This is a genomic window from Saccharomonospora cyanea NA-134, assembly GCF_000244975.1.
Lineage (GTDB): Bacteria > Actinomycetota > Actinomycetes > Mycobacteriales > Pseudonocardiaceae > Saccharomonospora > Saccharomonospora cyanea.
In genome coordinates, this window is record NZ_CM001440.1 from 1,743,319 (window position 1) to 1,758,070 (window position 14,752).

Consider the following 14,752-nt stretch of genomic DNA (forward strand, 5'->3'; position numbering starts at 1 on the left):
GTTTCGAGTGAGGAGTTGGATGCGGATGTCGCTGGACGCCGTCGCCGCCTGGACCAAGCAGGCGCTGCCCGAACTGACCGACGACCTGCGGATGCTCGTGGAGCTGGAGACCCCGAGCGACGACAAGGTGTTGCTGGACCGCGGACTCGACGCGTTGTCACGCTGGCTCACCGACCGGCTCGGCCAGCCGGAGGCGCTGCACCGCCACGACGGCGGTCAGTGGGGTGACGCCCTCGAAGCCACCTACACCGGAACCCGCCCGGGCACGGTGCTGGTGCTGTGCCACTACGACACGGTGTGGCCGGCGGGCACGCTCGCGCAGTGGCCGTTCCACGTGGAGGACGGCCGGGCGAGCGGACCCGGGGTGTTCGACATGAAGCACGGGATCGTGCAGGCCGTGTGGGCGCTGCGGTGTCTGCGGGAGCTCGACCTGCCGAGGCCGACGGTGCGTTTCCTGTTCAACGGCGACGAGGAGATCGGCAGCCCGGCCGCCCGCCCGCACATCGAACGCCTCAGCGAGGACGTCCTCGCCACGCTGGTGCTGGAGGCGTCGGCCGGCGGCGCCCTGAAGACGGTGCGCAAGGGCGTCGGCCTGTTCGACGTCACCGTGGAGGGCGTCGAGTCACACGCGGGACTCGACCCGGAAGCCGGTGTCAGTGCCATCCACCAGCTCGCCGAGCTGATCCCCCGCATCGTCGCCGCGGCGGCACCGGAGAAGGGGACGACCATCAACGTCGGCCTGGTCCGAGGCGGAACGGGCCGCAACGTGGTCGCACGGCACGCGACGTGCGGCATCGACATCCGCGTCTCCGACCCGGCCGAGATGGAACGGCTCGACGCGATGTTCGCCGGGCTGCGGCCGTCCGATCCGCGTGCGCGCGTCACCGTGGACGGCGAGTGGAACCGGCCGCCCATGGTGGCTCACGAGGCGTCGAACGCGTTGTTCGCGGTGGCGCGGGACGTGGCCGCCGGACTCGGCTGGGCGCTGGACGGGGTCGCCGTGGGCGGCGCGAGCGACGGCAACTTCGTGTCCGCGCTCGGACGTCCCGTGCTGGACGGGCTCGGCGCCGTCGGCGCGGGCGCACACGCCAGGCACGAACACGCGCTACTCGACCACCTGCCCGCCAGGACCGCGCTCGTGGCCGGGATCGTGACGGCGCTGGCGAGCTAAACCGGTGGCCGCGCGGCCTCGCGACGGTCACACTTCCCCGCATGGGAGAGCTGACCGACACGGCAACGACGACCGTGCACCGCGAGGTCCGCGCCGGCTACACCGACCGCACGATCACGGTGTACCAGGCGTACTCGGACGCCATCGCCGACGCCGCGCTCGCGGCCGGAACGTTCGTGCCGCCGTTCCGGCGCGGGCGCATGACCTGGATCAAACCGTCCTTCCTCTGGATGGCCTACCGCTGCGGGTGGGCGAGCAAGCGGGACCAGGAACGCGTGCTGGCCGTCGAGGTCACCCGCGAAGGCTTCGAATGGGCCCTCGACCACGCGTGTCTGAGCCACTACGAGCCCGCCACCCATCGCAGCCGTGAGGACTGGGCGGAACGGAAGAAGCGCAGCCCCGTGCGCGTTCAGTGGGATCCCGAACGCGACGTGTACCATCGGCCACTGCCGCACCGTTCCATCCAGATCGGACTCGGCGGCGAAGCGGTCGAGAAGTACGTGGACGAGTGGATCGTCGGCCTGAGCGACGTCACGGCGACGATGCGCCGGATCAGAGGGCTCGTCGCGGCCGGCCGCGTGGACGAGGCGGTGGGGTCACTGCCGCCGGAGCGGCCGTATCCACTGGGAGAGGGCACCGCGGCCACCGTCGGTGCCTCCCGTCGCTAGGGCACCCTCGCCGCCACGTCGCCGAGCGGCACCGACGGGTCGGCCAGCCGCGCGGGGTCCACGACGGCCCGATCGCGGATCAGCTTCTTGGCGGGTTCGATGCCGTCGTCCCACCGGTTGACGTGCATTCCCGCCACCACCTGGCCGTCGGAGAGCCAGAACGCGTGGAAGGCGTCGTCATCGAGCTCGCCCCGGGTGACCACTGTGTACGGTCGATCCGGCTCAAGCAGGCCGATGAACTCCATGCCGATGTCGTACTGGTCGGTGTAGAAGAACGGCAGCTCGTCGTAGGGGCGCCCGTGGCCGATCAACGAGCGCGCGGCCGCCGGACCGGCGTTCAGGGCGTTCGCCCAGTGCTCCACGCGCACGTGCCTGCCGTAGAAGGGATGGAACACGGAGGCGACGTCGCCCGCGGCGGCGATGGTGGGGTCGGCCGTGCGCAGGTACTCGTCGACGACGATGCCGTTGTCGACCCGTAGACCGCTGCCGCGCGCCAGGGTGGTGTTGGGTTGGGCGCCGATGCCGACCACCACCGTGTCGGCCTCGATCTCCTCACCCGTGTCCGCGGTGACCCCCATGACCCTGCCGGAGCCGATCAGGGCGCTCGGACGGCGCCCGGTGAGGATCGTGACGCCGTGCCGCCGGTGCGCCTCGGCGAAGTACCCACCGAGTTCCGGCCCCAGCGCGGCCCGCAACGGCATGTCGCGTGGTTCCAGCATCGTCACCTCGCAGCCGTGGTGCCGGGCCGCCGCCGCCACTTCGAGCCCGATCCACCCCGCTCCGACGACGGCCACCGGGCCGCCCTCGCGCAGCGCGTCGCGAAGACTCTCCGAGTCCTGGAGATCACGCAGGTAGTGGACGCCGTCCAGCTCCGAGCCGGGAAGCGACAGCCGCCGTGGGCTCGCGCCCGTGGTGAGCAGCAGGTGGGTGTAGCCGACGCGTCGCCCGTCGGCCAGCTCCACCTCCCGGGTGTCGCGATGGATGTCGACCACCGCCGTGCCGAGGAGGAGCTCGACGTCGTTGCCGGTGTACCACGCCTCGTCGTGGACGGCCGTGCTCGCTCGCTCGGCGGTGCCGAGCAGGTAGTCCTTGGACAACGGGGGACGTTCGTACGGCAGCTCCTCCTCGGCCCCGATCAGCACGATCGCGCCGGAGAAGCCCTCGTCGCGCAGTGTCTCGGCGGCCTTCGAGCCCGCCAGGCTCGCGCCGACGATCACGACGGTGTCTGTCGCCATGCCTCTCGCCGCCTTCGTGGTGGTGCGGACACGCAGGTCGCGGGGGAGTACCCATCGCACGCACGCGCTACCCATCGTGCCGGTGACATCCGTGTCGCGGCTCGGTAACGCTTCGTCGCGATGATCCTCGTAGTGATCACCGATGCCGGTGTCGACGCGTAGATTGCCGCCTCGTTGTGTCTAGCTCGAGCGGAAAGGTCGTTGTGTCCATCTCACGAAGAACCGGGCGGGCCGCCCGGGTACTGGCGGGCCTCGCCGCCGTCCTCGTCGCCGGAGCCGCAGCGGTGCCTGTGGCCGTCGCCGAGGAGGGCGAGACCCCGCGGCAGCCGACAACCTCGCCTACCGCGCCTGCCGAGTCGACCGAGCCCGTTGTCAACGGCGCGGACCTGGCGGTGGAGGTGTCGGTGCCCGAGGGCCCGTACCTCATCGGCGAGGAGATGCCGGTGACGGTCACCGTCGGCAACATCGGTGACGCCGACGCCCACGAGGTCGTCGTCAGCCTCTACGGCGAGGGCGAGTTCTCCGTCAGCGTGCCCGACGAGCAGTGGAACGGGTTCACCTGGCCCGACGGTGGGACGCTGCCCGCGGGGGAGTCCGTCACGTTCGAGGTCGCGGTCACGCCCCATCGCTGGGAAAGCGGTGACGCCGCGATCAGGGTGTCCACGCAGAGCCCGGACGAGGTGCGCTGGAGCAACAACGAGATCGGCGACATCGCGGTCCCGGTCGTTCCGCCGACGCAGACCCACCCCGTGGCCGGCACGGTCTACGGCGACGGTAACGGCAACGGTGCGCTCGACGGCGGTGAGGGGCTCGCCGGTGTCACGGTGTTTCTCCGCCTGTCCACCGGGGGTGGGGAGGTGAAGACCAGGACGAGCTCCGACGGGCGTTTCGTCTTCGACGACGTCTCGGCAGGGCTGTACGAGCTCCAGGTCAGCGGCACCGACTGGATCGGGCCGTACACCGTTCCCGTGCGGGTCGACGGCTCTGGCGACCACACCGACCTTCTGGTGCGCCGAACCCGCCCTGTCTCCGACGTTCTCGTTCCCACCGTCGAGTTCGCCGAGGACACCTACCGTCCCGGAGACACCGCACACGTGACGGTCACGTTGACGAACAACGGCGACGTGCCGTTGCACGGTGTCACGGCGTTCTGCTCCGGTGCGGGCAACAGCGACGAGCTCGACGGAGTCGCGGACGCCGAGCACTGGGGTGATCTGGTGTGGGGCTCGAAGGGCGTCACCGTCCCCGCACACAGCACCGAGACCTATCAGGTCACGGGCCTCGTGCCCGACGGCGCGGCCAACTACGGGTTCGTCACGATCGGCTGCGAGTTCGGACCAGGGGAGGACATCACAGGGCATCCTTCGGCTCTGGACCGGGCGAAGGTGCCGGGCCGGTCCGCCGATGCGGCGGTCATCCTCTACCACGACCGTGACGGCGACAGCATCGTCGACGACGACGAGCACGTGCCCGGGGTGACGGTCGGGTTGCGGGACCGCGACGCGGACACCCCGGTGGTGACGGCGGTGACCGACGAACAGGGCCGCGCGGCGTTCGACGACCACCAAGCCGGCCTGTACCACATCGAGGTCTACGGGCCGTGGCGACGCGTGGACGGGACTGCCTCCTTCGCCCTGGTGCACGCCGAGTACAGCGACTACTACAACACGGTCACCGTCGAGGTCGTGCCGGGACCTGATCGGCCGTTGCCAGGTGAGGACGGTGACGGGGACGGTGACGGTGACGGCACGACTGCGCCGAACGGGCGGAAAACGGCGGACACGCAGGGCCCGGACAAGCGGGCGGACGACGTCGACGAGCTGGCCTCCACCGGGGTCGACGCGCTGACGCTCGGTGGTGTCGGTGTGGCCGTGTTGCTCGCCGGTGCCGTGACGGTCGTGATCGCCCGTCGCCGCCGGGTGGGCGGCTCGGCCGAGTGATGACCGGGCGGGCGCGTCGGCGAGTCACCCGGCGCGTCCGCCGACGCGTGCCGTGAGTTCGGCGGCCGAGGCCCGTACCTCGGCCGCCGGCTCCGGCCACTCCTGCCCGCACTCCCGCCCGGCGTCGCACTCGTGGCGGAACGTCACGCTGATGGCGGCGACCGGTCTGCCGTCCGGGTTGAGCACCGGGGCGGCCACCGACGCGAACCCCTCGGTGACGTAGCCGTCCTCGACGGCCCAGCCCCTGCGGCGTTCCGCGGCCAGCAGTCGCCGAAGTTTCGGCAGATCGGTCGGCCCTCGCCCGGTGCGCCGCACGAAACTTTCGGCACGGGGGAACAGCGCCCGCACCTGGGCCTCGGGCAGGTGCGCCAGGATCGCCCGCCCGGACGCGGGCAGGTGCGCGGGCAGCCGCACCCCGATCTCCGTCACCAGCCCCAGCGGCCACCGGGGCTGCTCCCGCAGCAGGTACAGCGTCTCGGCGCCGTGCAGGACGCCGAGGTGGGCGGTGAGCTCGATGCGGGAGGTGAGCCTGCGCAGCAGCGGCCGGGCCAGCTCCTCCAGCGGGTTGTGCCGCAGGTAGGCCGAGCCGACCTCGAACGCCGCCACCCCGAGGCCGTAGCGCCGCTGCCCGGGCAGGTGGGTCACGAAGCCGGCGGCCACCAGCTCGGACAGCAGGTGGTACGTCGTCGAGCGCGGCAGGCCCAGCTCCCGCGCCACCGTCGCGGCGGTCACCGGCTCCGCCCGGGCCGCCAGCAGGCGCAGCACCGCGAGGCCACGCCGCAACGCGGGCACGTCACTGCTGCTCCCCATCCCACACCTCCGAGTCTGGTATGCCAGACAGTCTCACTCCTCTCGGTCTCGCTCGCGAGCCCGGCGCGGGGTGTGATGGGGACATGCGAGCTGTTCCCATCGGACTCACGCCGCTGTCGCGTGAGCAGGTCGTCGCCGTGGCCCGCGACGGCGCGCCCGTGGAGGTGACCCCGGAGGCGCTGAAAGCCGTCACCACGGCGAGGGCCCACATCGACGCACTGGCGGCCTCCGAGCGTGGCGTCTACGGCGTGTCCACCGGCTTCGGCGCACTGGCCGTGAAGTACATCCCCGGACAGCGCCGCGCGCAGTTGCAGCGTTCGCTCGTCCGCTCCCACGCCGCCGGGGCCGGTCCGGAGGTGGAGCGGGAAGTGGTGCGGGCGCTGACGTTGCTGCGCCTGCGCACGCTCGCGACGGGCCACACCGGTGTGCGGCCGTCGACGGTGCGGGCCATGGCCGACCTGCTCAACGCCGGGCTCGCGCCCGTGGTGCACGAGTACGGTTCGCTCGGCTGTTCCGGCGACCTCGCGCCGCTGTCGTCGATCGCGCTGGCGCTCACCGGTGAGGGCGAGGTGCGCGACGCCGAGGGACTCGTGCGCCCCGCCGCCGACGCGCTGGCCGACGCGGGTCTGGAGCCCGTCGAGCTGGGAGAGAAGGAAGGGCTCGCGCTGATCAACGGCACCGACGGCATGCTCGGAATGCTCGTGCTGGCGTTGGCAGATCTGCGCCGTCTGCTCGACACCGCCGACCTCACCGCGGCGATGAGCGTGGAGAGCCTGCTGGGCACCGACCGGGCGTTCGACGCCGACCTCCAACACCTCCGGCCGCATCCCGGCCAGGCGCTCTCGGCGGAACGGATGAGGCGGTTCCTCGCGTCCTCGGAGATCGTCGCGAGCCACCGCGGTCCCGACTGCACGCGGGTGCAGGACGCCTACTCGCTGCGCTGCGCGCCCCAGGTGCACGGCGCGGCGCGCGACACCGTGGCCCATGCCGAGACCGTCGCCGACAGGGAGCTCGCCGCCGTGGTGGACAACCCCGTGGTGCTGCCCGACGGGCGGGTGGAATCGAACGGCAACTTCCACGGCGCGCCACTGGCCTACGTGCTGGACTTCCTCGCCATCGCCGTGGCCGACGTGGCGAGCATGGCGGAACGCCGCACCGACCGCCTGCTGGACGTCGCGCGCTCGCAGGGGCTCCCGCCGTTCCTCGCCGACGACCCGGGCGTCGACTCCGGGCACATGATCGCCCACTACACGCAGGCCTCCGTGGTCGCCGAGCTGAAACGGCTGGCCGTTCCCGCGTCCGTGGACTCGATCCCCACCAGCGCCATGCAGGAGGACCACGTGTCGATGGGCTGGGCGGCGGCACGCAAGCTCCGCCGGGCAGTCGACGGGCTGACCACCGTGCTCGCCGTCGAACTGCTCACCGCCGCCCGCGCGCTCGACCTGCGCGCGCCGCTCGTCCCGGCACCGGCCACGGCGGCGGCACTCGCCGTGCTGCGCGAGCGCGTGCCCGGCCCGGGAGAAGACCGTCACCTCGCTCCCGAGATCGCCGCGGCAGGCGAGGTGGTTCGTTCCGGCACCGCGCTGCGCGCTGCCGAATCCTGTGGGGAGGAATCATGAACGCATCCGTTCGAGCGGCTCGCGGCACCGCGCTCACCGCGCGGTCGTGGGCGACCGAGGCTCCGCTGCGCATGCTGCACAACAACCTCGACCCGGAGGTGGCCGAACGGCCCGAGGACCTCGTCGTCTACGGCGGCACGGGCAAGGCCGCGAGGGACTGGCCCAGCTTCCACGCCATCACCGCCGAACTGGCCGACCTGCGGGACGACGAGACCCTGCTCGTGCAGTCGGGGCGGCCCGTGGGCGTACTGCGCACCCACGAGTGGGCGCCGCGCGTGCTCATCGCCAACTCCAACCTGGTGCCCGACTGGGCGAGCTGGCCGGAGTTCCGCCGCCTCGACGCCCTCGGCCTGACGATGTACGGGCAGATGACGGCCGGGTCGTGGATCTACATCGGCACGCAGGGCATCCTCCAGGGGACGTACGAGACGTTCGCCGCCGTGGCCGCCAAACGGTTCGGCGGCTCGTTGCGCGGCACGCTGACCGTGACCGCGGGCCTCGGCGGGATGGGTGGGGCCCAGCCGCTGGCCGTGACGATGAACGAGGGGGTCGCGCTCGTGGTGGAGTGCGACGCCGAACGAGCCCACCGCCGGGTCCGCACCCGCTACCTCGACGAGGTGGCGTCCGATCTCGACAGTGCGGTCCGCAGCGTGGAACAGGCGAAGCGGGAGGGCAGGCCCCTGTCGGTGGCCGTCATCGGCAACGCCGCCGAGGTGCTGCCCGAGCTGCTGCGCCGCGGTGTCGAGGCCGACGTCGTCACCGACCAGACCTCGGCCCACGACCCGCTGTCCTACCTGCCGAAGGGCGTGGCCGTGGAGGACTGGGGCGACTACGCCGAAACCAAGCCCGACGAGTTCACCGACCGTGCCCGCGAGTCGATGGCCGAACACGTGGACGCGATGGTGGGGTTCCTCGACGCCGGGGCCGAGGTCTTCGACTACGGCAACTCCCTGCGGGGCGAGGCGAGACTCGGAGGCTGCGAGCGCGCCTTCGACTACCCCGGTTTCGTCCCCGCCTACATCCGGCCGCTGTTCTGCGAGGGCAAGGGCCCGTTCCGCTGGGCGGCACTGTCGGGTGAGGCGTCCGACATCGCCGCCACCGACCGCGCCGTGCTGGACCTCTTCGGCGACGACGAGCGGCTGGCTCGCTGGATCCGCCTGGCCGGCGAGCGGGTCGCGTTCCAGGGGCTGCCCGCGCGGATCTGCTGGCTCGGTTACGGCGAGCGGCACCTCGCGGGGGAACGGTTCAACGAGATGGTGGCTCGCGGTGAGCTGGCCGCGCCGGTGGTGATCGGACGCGACCACCTCGACTGCGGCTCGGTCGCCTCCCCGTACCGCGAGACGGAGGGCATGGCCGACGGCTCGGACGCCATCGCCGACTGGCCGCTGCTCAACGCGCTCGTCAACACCGCGTCGGGCGCGACGTGGGTGTCGATCCACCACGGTGGTGGTGTCGGTATGGGCCGCTCGGTCCACGCCGGTCAGGTCACCGTGGCCGACGGCACGGACCTGGCGGCCCGCAAGATCGAGCGGGTGCTCACCAACGACCCCGCCATGGGCGTGCTGCGCCACACCGACGCCGGATACGAGCGGGCGGCACGGGTGGCGGGCGAGCGCGGGCTCCGCGTCCCCATGCGCGGCGCCGACACCGGGGCCACGGCATGAGCGGCGCGACGACACTGCTCGGCGCCATCGCCGACGTGGGCGCCGACCGGGTGCGCGGCGGCTACTCGCGACACGGTTTCGACCACGCCGACGCCGAACTGCGGGAGTGGTTCTCCTCGGAGGCCGCCGCGAGGGGGCTCGACGTGCACACCGATCGCAACGGCAACCTGTGGGCGTGGTGGGGAACGCCGGGGCCGGGTGCGGTGGTGACCGGAAGCCACCTCGACTCGGTACCCGGCGGTGGCGCGTTCGACGGACCGCTCGGCGTGGTGTCGGCCCTCGCCGCGGTGGACACGCTGCGCGCCACCGGGTTCCGGCCCGCCCGCCCGGTGGCCGTGGTGGTCTTCGCCGAGGAGGAAGGTGGCCGTTTCGGCGTGCCCTGCCTGGGCTCCCGCCTGCTGGCGGGCACGTTCGACGTCGACCGCGCCCGGAGGCTGCGCGACCCGGACGGCGTCACCCTGGCGGAGGCCGTCCGGGCCACGGGACTCGACCCGGCCCACCTCGGCCCTGATCCCGAGGCGCTGTCGCGCATCGGCTGCTTCGTCGAGCTGCACGTGGAGCAGGGACGCGGGTTGGTGAACCTCGACGCACCCGTGGGGCTGGCCGACTCGATCCTCGCGCACGGGCGCTGGCGGCTGACCTTCCACGGAGAGGGCAACCACGCCGGGGCCACGCCGCTGACCGACCGCAGGGATCCGATGCTGCCCGCCGCGTCGCTCGTGCTCGCCGCGCGCCGGGTCGCGGGCTCGGTGCCCGGGGCGCGAGCCACCGTGGGCCGGTTGGTGCCCAACCCCGGCGGCACCAACGTCATTCCGTCCACCGTGGACGTCTGGCTCGACGCCCGTGCACCCGGCGACGGTGACACGCGGCACGCCGTCGACGAGATCGTCGCCACGGCGCGGGAAACGGCCGAGCGGGAGGGCTGCACCGTCACCGTGCACGAGGAGTCGTACACCGGCACGGTCACCTTCGACAGCCGGTTACGGGACGAACTGGCGGGCGTGCTCGGTGGGGCGCCAGCCCTGCCGACGGGCGCCGGACACGACGCGGGCGTGCTCGCGGACCGCGTGCCCACCGCGATGCTGTTCGTGCGCAACCCCACCGGGGTCAGCCACGCCCCGGCCGAACACGCCGACGCCGACGACTGCGAGGCCGGGGTGGCCGCGCTCGCCCGTGTCCTCGCTCACCTCGCGGGGACACCGTGCTGAGCTACTGGTGCGAACGCGCGTGGCTGCCGGACGGCCTCACCGGCGGCGTGCTCGTCACGGTGAGCGCCGACGGGACGATCACCGCCGTGGAACGCGCGCGACCCCGGCCCGACTCGCACCGCCTGCCGGGAGTGGTGCTTCCCGGGTTCGCCAACGCGCACTCCCACGCGTTTCACCGCGCGCTGCGGGGTCGCACCCACGGCGGCGACGCCTCCGGCGGCACGTTCTGGACCTGGCGTGAGACCATGTACCGGGTGGCGGAGCGCCTCGACCCCGACTCCTACCACCGCCTCGCCCGAGCCGTCTACGCCGAGATGGTCCTCGCCGGAGTCACGTGCGTGGGCGAGTTCCACTACGTGCACCACGCCCCGGACGGCCGCCGCTACGCGGAGCCGAACGCGATGGGCGAGGCGTTGCGGCAGGCCGCCGCCGACGCCGGGCTGCGTCTGACCCTGCTGGACACGTGTTACCTCACCGGCGGTATCGGTGAACCGCTTCGGGGCGTGCAGCGGAGGTTCGGCGACGGCAGCGTGGCGGCCTGGCGGGAGCGGGTCGAGGCCCTGACCGCTGGCGGCACCGACGCCACCACACGTGTCGGTGCGGCCGTGCACTCGGTGCGAGCCGTGCCCGCGCGCGAGTTGCCGGAGTTGGCCGCCGCGCTGCCGGGACGTCCCCTGCACGTCCACGTCTCCGAACAACCCGCCGAGAACGCGGCGTGCCGGGCCGCCCACGGTCGCAGCCCGGTGGAGCTGTTGTACGAGACCGGCGTGCTGTCCCCACGCACCACCGCCGTGCACGCCACCCACCTGAGCCCCGGCGACGTGACACTGCTCGGCGACAGCGGTGCGGCGGTGTGCTGCTGCCCGAGCACGGAGGCCGATCTCGCCGACGGCCTCGGTCCCATGCGTGAACTGGCCGACGCGGGCTGTCGGCTCTGCCTCGGCAGCGATCAGCATGCCGTGGTGGACCCGCTCGCGGAGTCTCGGGCTCTGGAACACGGTGAGCGGCTGCGTTCGGGGAGACGCGGGCGGTTCACACCCGGTGAGCTCGTCAATGCCGCCACTGTGGACGGGCACGCGGCGCTGGGGTGGCCGGAGGCCGGGAGAATCGCCCCCGGCGCGCCGTGCGATCTGGTGGCCGTGCGTGACGACACGCCGCGCACGGCGGGTGCGGAACCCGATCAGGTACCGCTGGTGGCTTCGGCCGCCGACGTGGCCACGGTGGTCGTCGGAGGCCGCATCATGGCATCGGAGGGAAAGCACACCACGCTCGGTGATGTGGGAGCACTGCTGGCACGCGAGGTCGGAGAGTTGTGGACATGAGATCGACGCTGATCACGGGCATCCGCGAGCTGACGACGAACGACGCGGACCTCGGCACGCTCGCCGACGCGGCGCTGGTGCTGTCGGGACCGCGTGTGGAGTGGGTGGGCCCCGCCGCGCAGGCGCCCGACGCGGACGACCGCGTCGACGTCGAGGGGCGCGCCGTGCTCCCCGGGTGGGTGGACAGCCACACGCACCTGGTGTTCGCCGGTGACCGGTCGGCCGAGTTCGCCGCGCGTCTCGCCGGGAAGCCCTACGAGGCGGCGGGTATCACCGTCACGGTGGAGGCGACGCGCGCCGCGCCGGACTACGAGCTCGTGGCGAACCTGCGACGCCTCGTCCGGGAGGCCGTGTGGCAGGGCACGACCTGCCTGGAGACCAAGACGGGCTACGGGCTCACCGTCGCCGACGAGACGCGAGCGGCACGCCTCGCGACAGGGCTCGTGGACGAGGTGACGTTCCTGGGCGCCCACGTGGTGCCGCCTGGTTGGAACGTCGACGACTACACCGACCTCGTGTGTGGCGAGATGCTCGACGCGGTGGCGCCGTACGTGGGGTGGGCCGACGTGTTCTGCGAACGCGGCGCGTTCGACGCCGACTCCGCGAAGGCGGTGCTCACCGCGGCCGCCGAGGCGGGACTGGGCCTGCGTGTCCACGGCAACCAGCTCGGTCCCGGCCCGGGGGTGCGGCTCGCGGTCGAACACGGTGCGGCCAGCGTGGACCACTGCACCCACCTCACTGACTCCGATGTGGACGCTCTGGCGAACTCCGACACCGTGGCGACCCTGTTGCCCGCCTGCGATCTGTCCACCCGCCAGCCGTTGCCGGACGCGCGTACCCTGCTGGACGCGGGAGTCACCGTGGCGTTGGCCTCCAACTGCAACCCCGGCTCCTCGTACACGACGTCCATGGCGTTCTGCGTGGCCACCGCGGTGCTCCAGCTGGGCATGACGGTGGAGGAGGCCGTGCGCGCGGCGACCTGGGGCGGCGCTCGGGCGCTGCGCCGCGACCGCGGTGAGGGCGCCGTCGGAGTGCTGCGCCCGGGCGCGCGAGCGGACGTGCACGTGCTCGACGCCCCGTCGGCCGTCCACCTCGCCTACCGCCCCGGTGTCCCGCTGACGCACGCGGTGTGGCGAGAGGGCAGGCGCGTGCGCTGAAGCGAGACGTCCCGTCCCGTGTCCGCACTTCATGCACGCCTGTTCGCTAGTTGGTGTACGCCAAGCGTCATGGTTTACGGTGCCGCGGTGACGCGATCGACGAAGGCGGACACCCCATCGGCAGGGCCACACCGCCGTGTCCGATGGAGGCGTGCGGCGGTGTGGTCGGGCACGACGCTCGCCGGCTACGCCATGACGCTGTCCGTGGCGAGCGACACCGTGTACCTGCTCGCCGTACCGGGAGTCTTGTGCCTGCTGACGGTGGTGATCATCGGGGTGCACCGGGTGCAACGACGCCGGGTGAACCCCTCCGCCGACGCGGACCCGCGCCGGCGACTGCGACTGCACCGTGCCGTGGTACTGCGCCGTTACGGCTCGCTGATGGCACTCGCCGCCGTGCTGTGCGCGGTGCCTTTCCTGGCCGACGTCATGGTGCTGTATCCGCTCGTGGGCATCGGCTTGGGCGTGGCGAAGGTCGTGCACTACTTCCTTTTCGGCCAATTGTCCCTGCTGCGGGCGCAAGCCCGGGTACTGTCGGTCTACGAGCCGGAGTTCCGGGGCCCCGTGCGGATCGTTCTGGGGCTCGATCACGGCCGGTTGTGCCTGCGAGTGGGGGAGGGGCAGCGGCGGTCGCCGAGAATGGTGGCGCGCGGCGTCGCTGACCACCACGCCGACGAGCCCGGCATCGCCGGCGGTGGTCGGTTCGCCGGTGACGACGAGCTGGGCGGTGTGCTCGTGACCCCGGGCGGCGACCTGCTGTTGCTGGTGCCCCAGGACGGGAAGGACCGAGCGCGCCACCGTAGCCGTGCGGACGCCGAGCGGAAGGCGAAGGAACGGCGCGCCGGGCTGGACCGGCTGCATCCGTGAGGGGGATTCGGTTGTGAGAGGTCGGGGTCGGTGGACGGTTGTGCTCGCGGCGGCAGGTGTCGTCGCGGTCGTCGCTGCCGTGGTCGTGGGCACCGAGCTCACGCGGGAGACACCCCAGGACGCCGGGCGGGGGACGGAAGCTGGGACGTGGTCGACGTTCGCGGCCGACGTCGTCGGCGTACGTCGCACGGACGAGCGGTCGCTGAGTCTCGTGGTGGAACTGCCGGCAGGTGGGGCGACCTGCGGACGCGACGCGCGGGTCGAGCACCTCCAGGACGACCTGCCGGATCGGCCGGACACCGTCTACGCGAACGTCGTGTACTCCGCGGTCCCGCCAGAGTTCGGCGAGTGTCCCGAGCGACGCACCACGGAGGTCCCGATGCGGGTGAGCGCGCCCCTCGGCGACCGGATGCTGCTGTTCAACAGCTCCGGTCCCGGGTGGGCTCCCGACGGCGACCATTACCGGCTGTGCGACGACCTCCTCGGCTGCTCCCCGCCCGAGGACCACTGCGATCCCGTGTGGATCGACCAGGCCGTGTACCACCTGGACGTCCCGGTGAAGCGGCTGCGCAGCGTGCGTGAGATGCGCGGGTGCGACGGCACGTGGCTCGTCCTCGACGTGAACCCGGCCGTGGGCAACTGCCCGCCCGGCGGCGGAGACTGCGATCCCGGCGGCACCGTCAGTCGGTGGTTCCTGCGGTTCTCCGGCGAGGGCTGGGAGACGGTGCTGCGCACGGCCGAGGCGGGTTGCGCCGGACTGGGCCGCCGGTTCGCGGACTTCCCGACGGCGCTGTGCGAGGACCTCCCCGCGCCGTGAGCCGCCGACCGTTCACGCGTTCTCCGGAAGCGGCGGGATGTCGTGGGCCGGGAAGCCGGAGCGGACCCGCCATTCGCGGTCGCAGACCCAGCAGGTGGGGTCGTGCCACCATCCGGACAGCCCCACGAAGTCCCGTTCCTGTGGGGTGACCTCGGCGCCGCACAGCGTGGTGAACGCGATACCGGGATGCGGGGTGGCGGTCTTTTCGGCGTTGTAGGCGTGCCGCCGCCCTTCGGCCTGTTGCCAGCGAAACGGTTCCATCAGTGACCCCCTG

Annotated in this window: 13 protein-coding genes; 10 read left to right on the plus strand and 3 right to left on the minus strand. The window is 72.5% G+C overall.

Features of this window, described 5'->3' with window-relative positions:
• The first annotated feature begins 25 nt into the window (after window positions 1-25).
• Both SACCYDRAFT_RS08405 and SACCYDRAFT_RS08410 read left to right on the plus strand, forming a co-directional pair.
• Window positions 26-1,171, plus strand: a complete 1,146-nt coding sequence (locus SACCYDRAFT_RS08405; RefSeq protein ID WP_005455376.1) for a M20 family metallopeptidase — start codon at window positions 26-28, stop codon at window positions 1,169-1,171.
• Between the two features lie 41 nt (window positions 1,172-1,212).
• A complete protein-coding gene (locus SACCYDRAFT_RS08410; RefSeq protein WP_005455378.1) occupies window positions 1,213-1,839 on the plus strand; it encodes a DUF4291 domain-containing protein in 627 nt (208 codons plus the stop codon).
• Here SACCYDRAFT_RS08410 and SACCYDRAFT_RS08415 read toward each other — a convergent pair.
• On the minus strand, window positions 1,836-3,074 hold the full coding sequence (locus SACCYDRAFT_RS08415; RefSeq protein WP_005455387.1) for an NAD(P)/FAD-dependent oxidoreductase: 1,239 nt from the start codon (window positions 3,072-3,074) through the stop codon (window positions 1,836-1,838). The two genes, SACCYDRAFT_RS08410 and SACCYDRAFT_RS08415, sit on opposite strands and share 4 nt — an antisense overlap.
• A 203-nt stretch (window positions 3,075-3,277) precedes the next feature.
• On the opposite strand from SACCYDRAFT_RS08415, the gene SACCYDRAFT_RS08420 reads away from it, so the two are divergent.
• Complete coding sequence (locus SACCYDRAFT_RS08420) at window positions 3,278-5,014, plus strand: SdrD B-like domain-containing protein (protein WP_005455389.1); 1,737 nt, start codon at window positions 3,278-3,280, stop codon at window positions 5,012-5,014.
• Window positions 5,015-5,038: 24 nt separating this feature from the next.
• Here SACCYDRAFT_RS08420 and SACCYDRAFT_RS08425 read toward each other — a convergent pair whose 3' ends face one another.
• Complete coding sequence (locus SACCYDRAFT_RS08425; RefSeq protein WP_005455390.1) at window positions 5,039-5,824, minus strand: IclR family transcriptional regulator; 786 nt, start codon at window positions 5,822-5,824, stop codon at window positions 5,039-5,041.
• Between the two features lie 83 nt (window positions 5,825-5,907).
• Between SACCYDRAFT_RS08425 and hutH the strand changes: the two genes are divergently transcribed.
• The 7 genes from hutH (at window position 5,908) to SACCYDRAFT_RS08460 (ending at window position 14,478) form a co-directional block, all read left to right on the plus strand.
• On the plus strand, window positions 5,908-7,443 hold the full coding sequence (gene hutH / locus SACCYDRAFT_RS08430) for a histidine ammonia-lyase (protein WP_043536298.1): 1,536 nt from the start codon (window positions 5,908-5,910) through the stop codon (window positions 7,441-7,443).
• A complete protein-coding gene (hutU, locus tag SACCYDRAFT_RS08435; protein WP_005455392.1) occupies window positions 7,440-9,107 on the plus strand; it encodes a urocanate hydratase in 1,668 nt (555 codons plus the stop codon). The genes hutH and hutU overlap by 4 nt, the downstream gene beginning before the upstream one ends.
• On the plus strand, window positions 9,104-10,315 hold the full coding sequence (locus tag SACCYDRAFT_RS08440; protein ID WP_005455393.1) for an allantoate amidohydrolase: 1,212 nt from the start codon (window positions 9,104-9,106) through the stop codon (window positions 10,313-10,315). The genes hutU and SACCYDRAFT_RS08440 overlap by 4 nt, the downstream gene beginning before the upstream one ends.
• Window positions 10,309-11,637: a formimidoylglutamate deiminase gene (locus SACCYDRAFT_RS08445; RefSeq protein WP_005455394.1), complete on the plus strand. Its 1,329-nt coding sequence runs from the start codon at window positions 10,309-10,311 to the stop codon at window positions 11,635-11,637. Before SACCYDRAFT_RS08440 ends, SACCYDRAFT_RS08445 begins: the two co-directional genes overlap by 7 nt.
• Window positions 11,634-12,794, plus strand: a complete 1,161-nt coding sequence (gene hutI, locus SACCYDRAFT_RS08450) for an imidazolonepropionase (RefSeq protein WP_005455395.1) — start codon at window positions 11,634-11,636, stop codon at window positions 12,792-12,794. Before SACCYDRAFT_RS08445 ends, hutI begins: the two co-directional genes overlap by 4 nt.
• An 87-nt stretch (window positions 12,795-12,881) precedes the next feature.
• Window positions 12,882-13,661 (plus strand): hypothetical protein, encoded by a 780-nt coding sequence (locus SACCYDRAFT_RS08455; protein ID WP_232283801.1) that lies wholly within the window; start codon window positions 12,882-12,884, stop codon window positions 13,659-13,661.
• Window positions 13,662-13,674: 13 nt separating this feature from the next.
• Entirely contained in the window at window positions 13,675-14,478 is an 804-nt protein-coding gene (locus tag SACCYDRAFT_RS08460) for a hypothetical protein (protein WP_157606474.1), read from the plus strand.
• Window positions 14,479-14,490: 12 nt separating this feature from the next.
• On the opposite strand, the gene SACCYDRAFT_RS08465 is transcribed toward SACCYDRAFT_RS08460, so the two are convergent.
• Window positions 14,491-14,739 carry a zinc finger protein gene (locus SACCYDRAFT_RS08465; RefSeq protein WP_005455398.1) on the minus strand — a complete coding sequence of 83 codons (249 nt, stop codon included), beginning with the start codon at window positions 14,737-14,739 and terminating at the stop codon, window positions 14,491-14,493.
• Window positions 14,740-14,752 lie beyond the last annotated feature (13 nt).

Coding starts and splice junctions, on each gene's coding strand:
- SACCYDRAFT_RS08405 (WP_005455376.1), top strand. CDS start 26: ATGTCGCTGGACGCCGTCGCCGCCTGGACCAAGCAGGCGCTGCCCGAA.
- SACCYDRAFT_RS08410 (WP_005455378.1), top strand. CDS start 1,213: ATGGGAGAGCTGACCGACACGGCAACGACGACCGTGCACCGCGAGGTC.
- SACCYDRAFT_RS08415 (WP_005455387.1), bottom strand. CDS start 3,074: ATGGCGACAGACACCGTCGTGATCGTCGGCGCGAGCCTGGCGGGCTCG.
- SACCYDRAFT_RS08425 (WP_005455390.1), bottom strand. CDS start 5,824: ATGGGGAGCAGCAGTGACGTGCCCGCGTTGCGGCGTGGCCTCGCGGTG.
- hutH (WP_043536298.1), top strand. CDS start 5,908: ATGCGAGCTGTTCCCATCGGACTCACGCCGCTGTCGCGTGAGCAGGTC.
- hutU (WP_005455392.1), top strand. CDS start 7,440: ATGAACGCATCCGTTCGAGCGGCTCGCGGCACCGCGCTCACCGCGCGG.
- SACCYDRAFT_RS08440 (WP_005455393.1), top strand. CDS start 9,104: ATGAGCGGCGCGACGACACTGCTCGGCGCCATCGCCGACGTGGGCGCC.
- hutI (WP_005455395.1), top strand. CDS start 11,634: ATGAGATCGACGCTGATCACGGGCATCCGCGAGCTGACGACGAACGAC.
- SACCYDRAFT_RS08465 (WP_005455398.1), bottom strand. CDS start 14,739: ATGGAACCGTTTCGCTGGCAACAGGCCGAAGGGCGGCGGCACGCCTAC.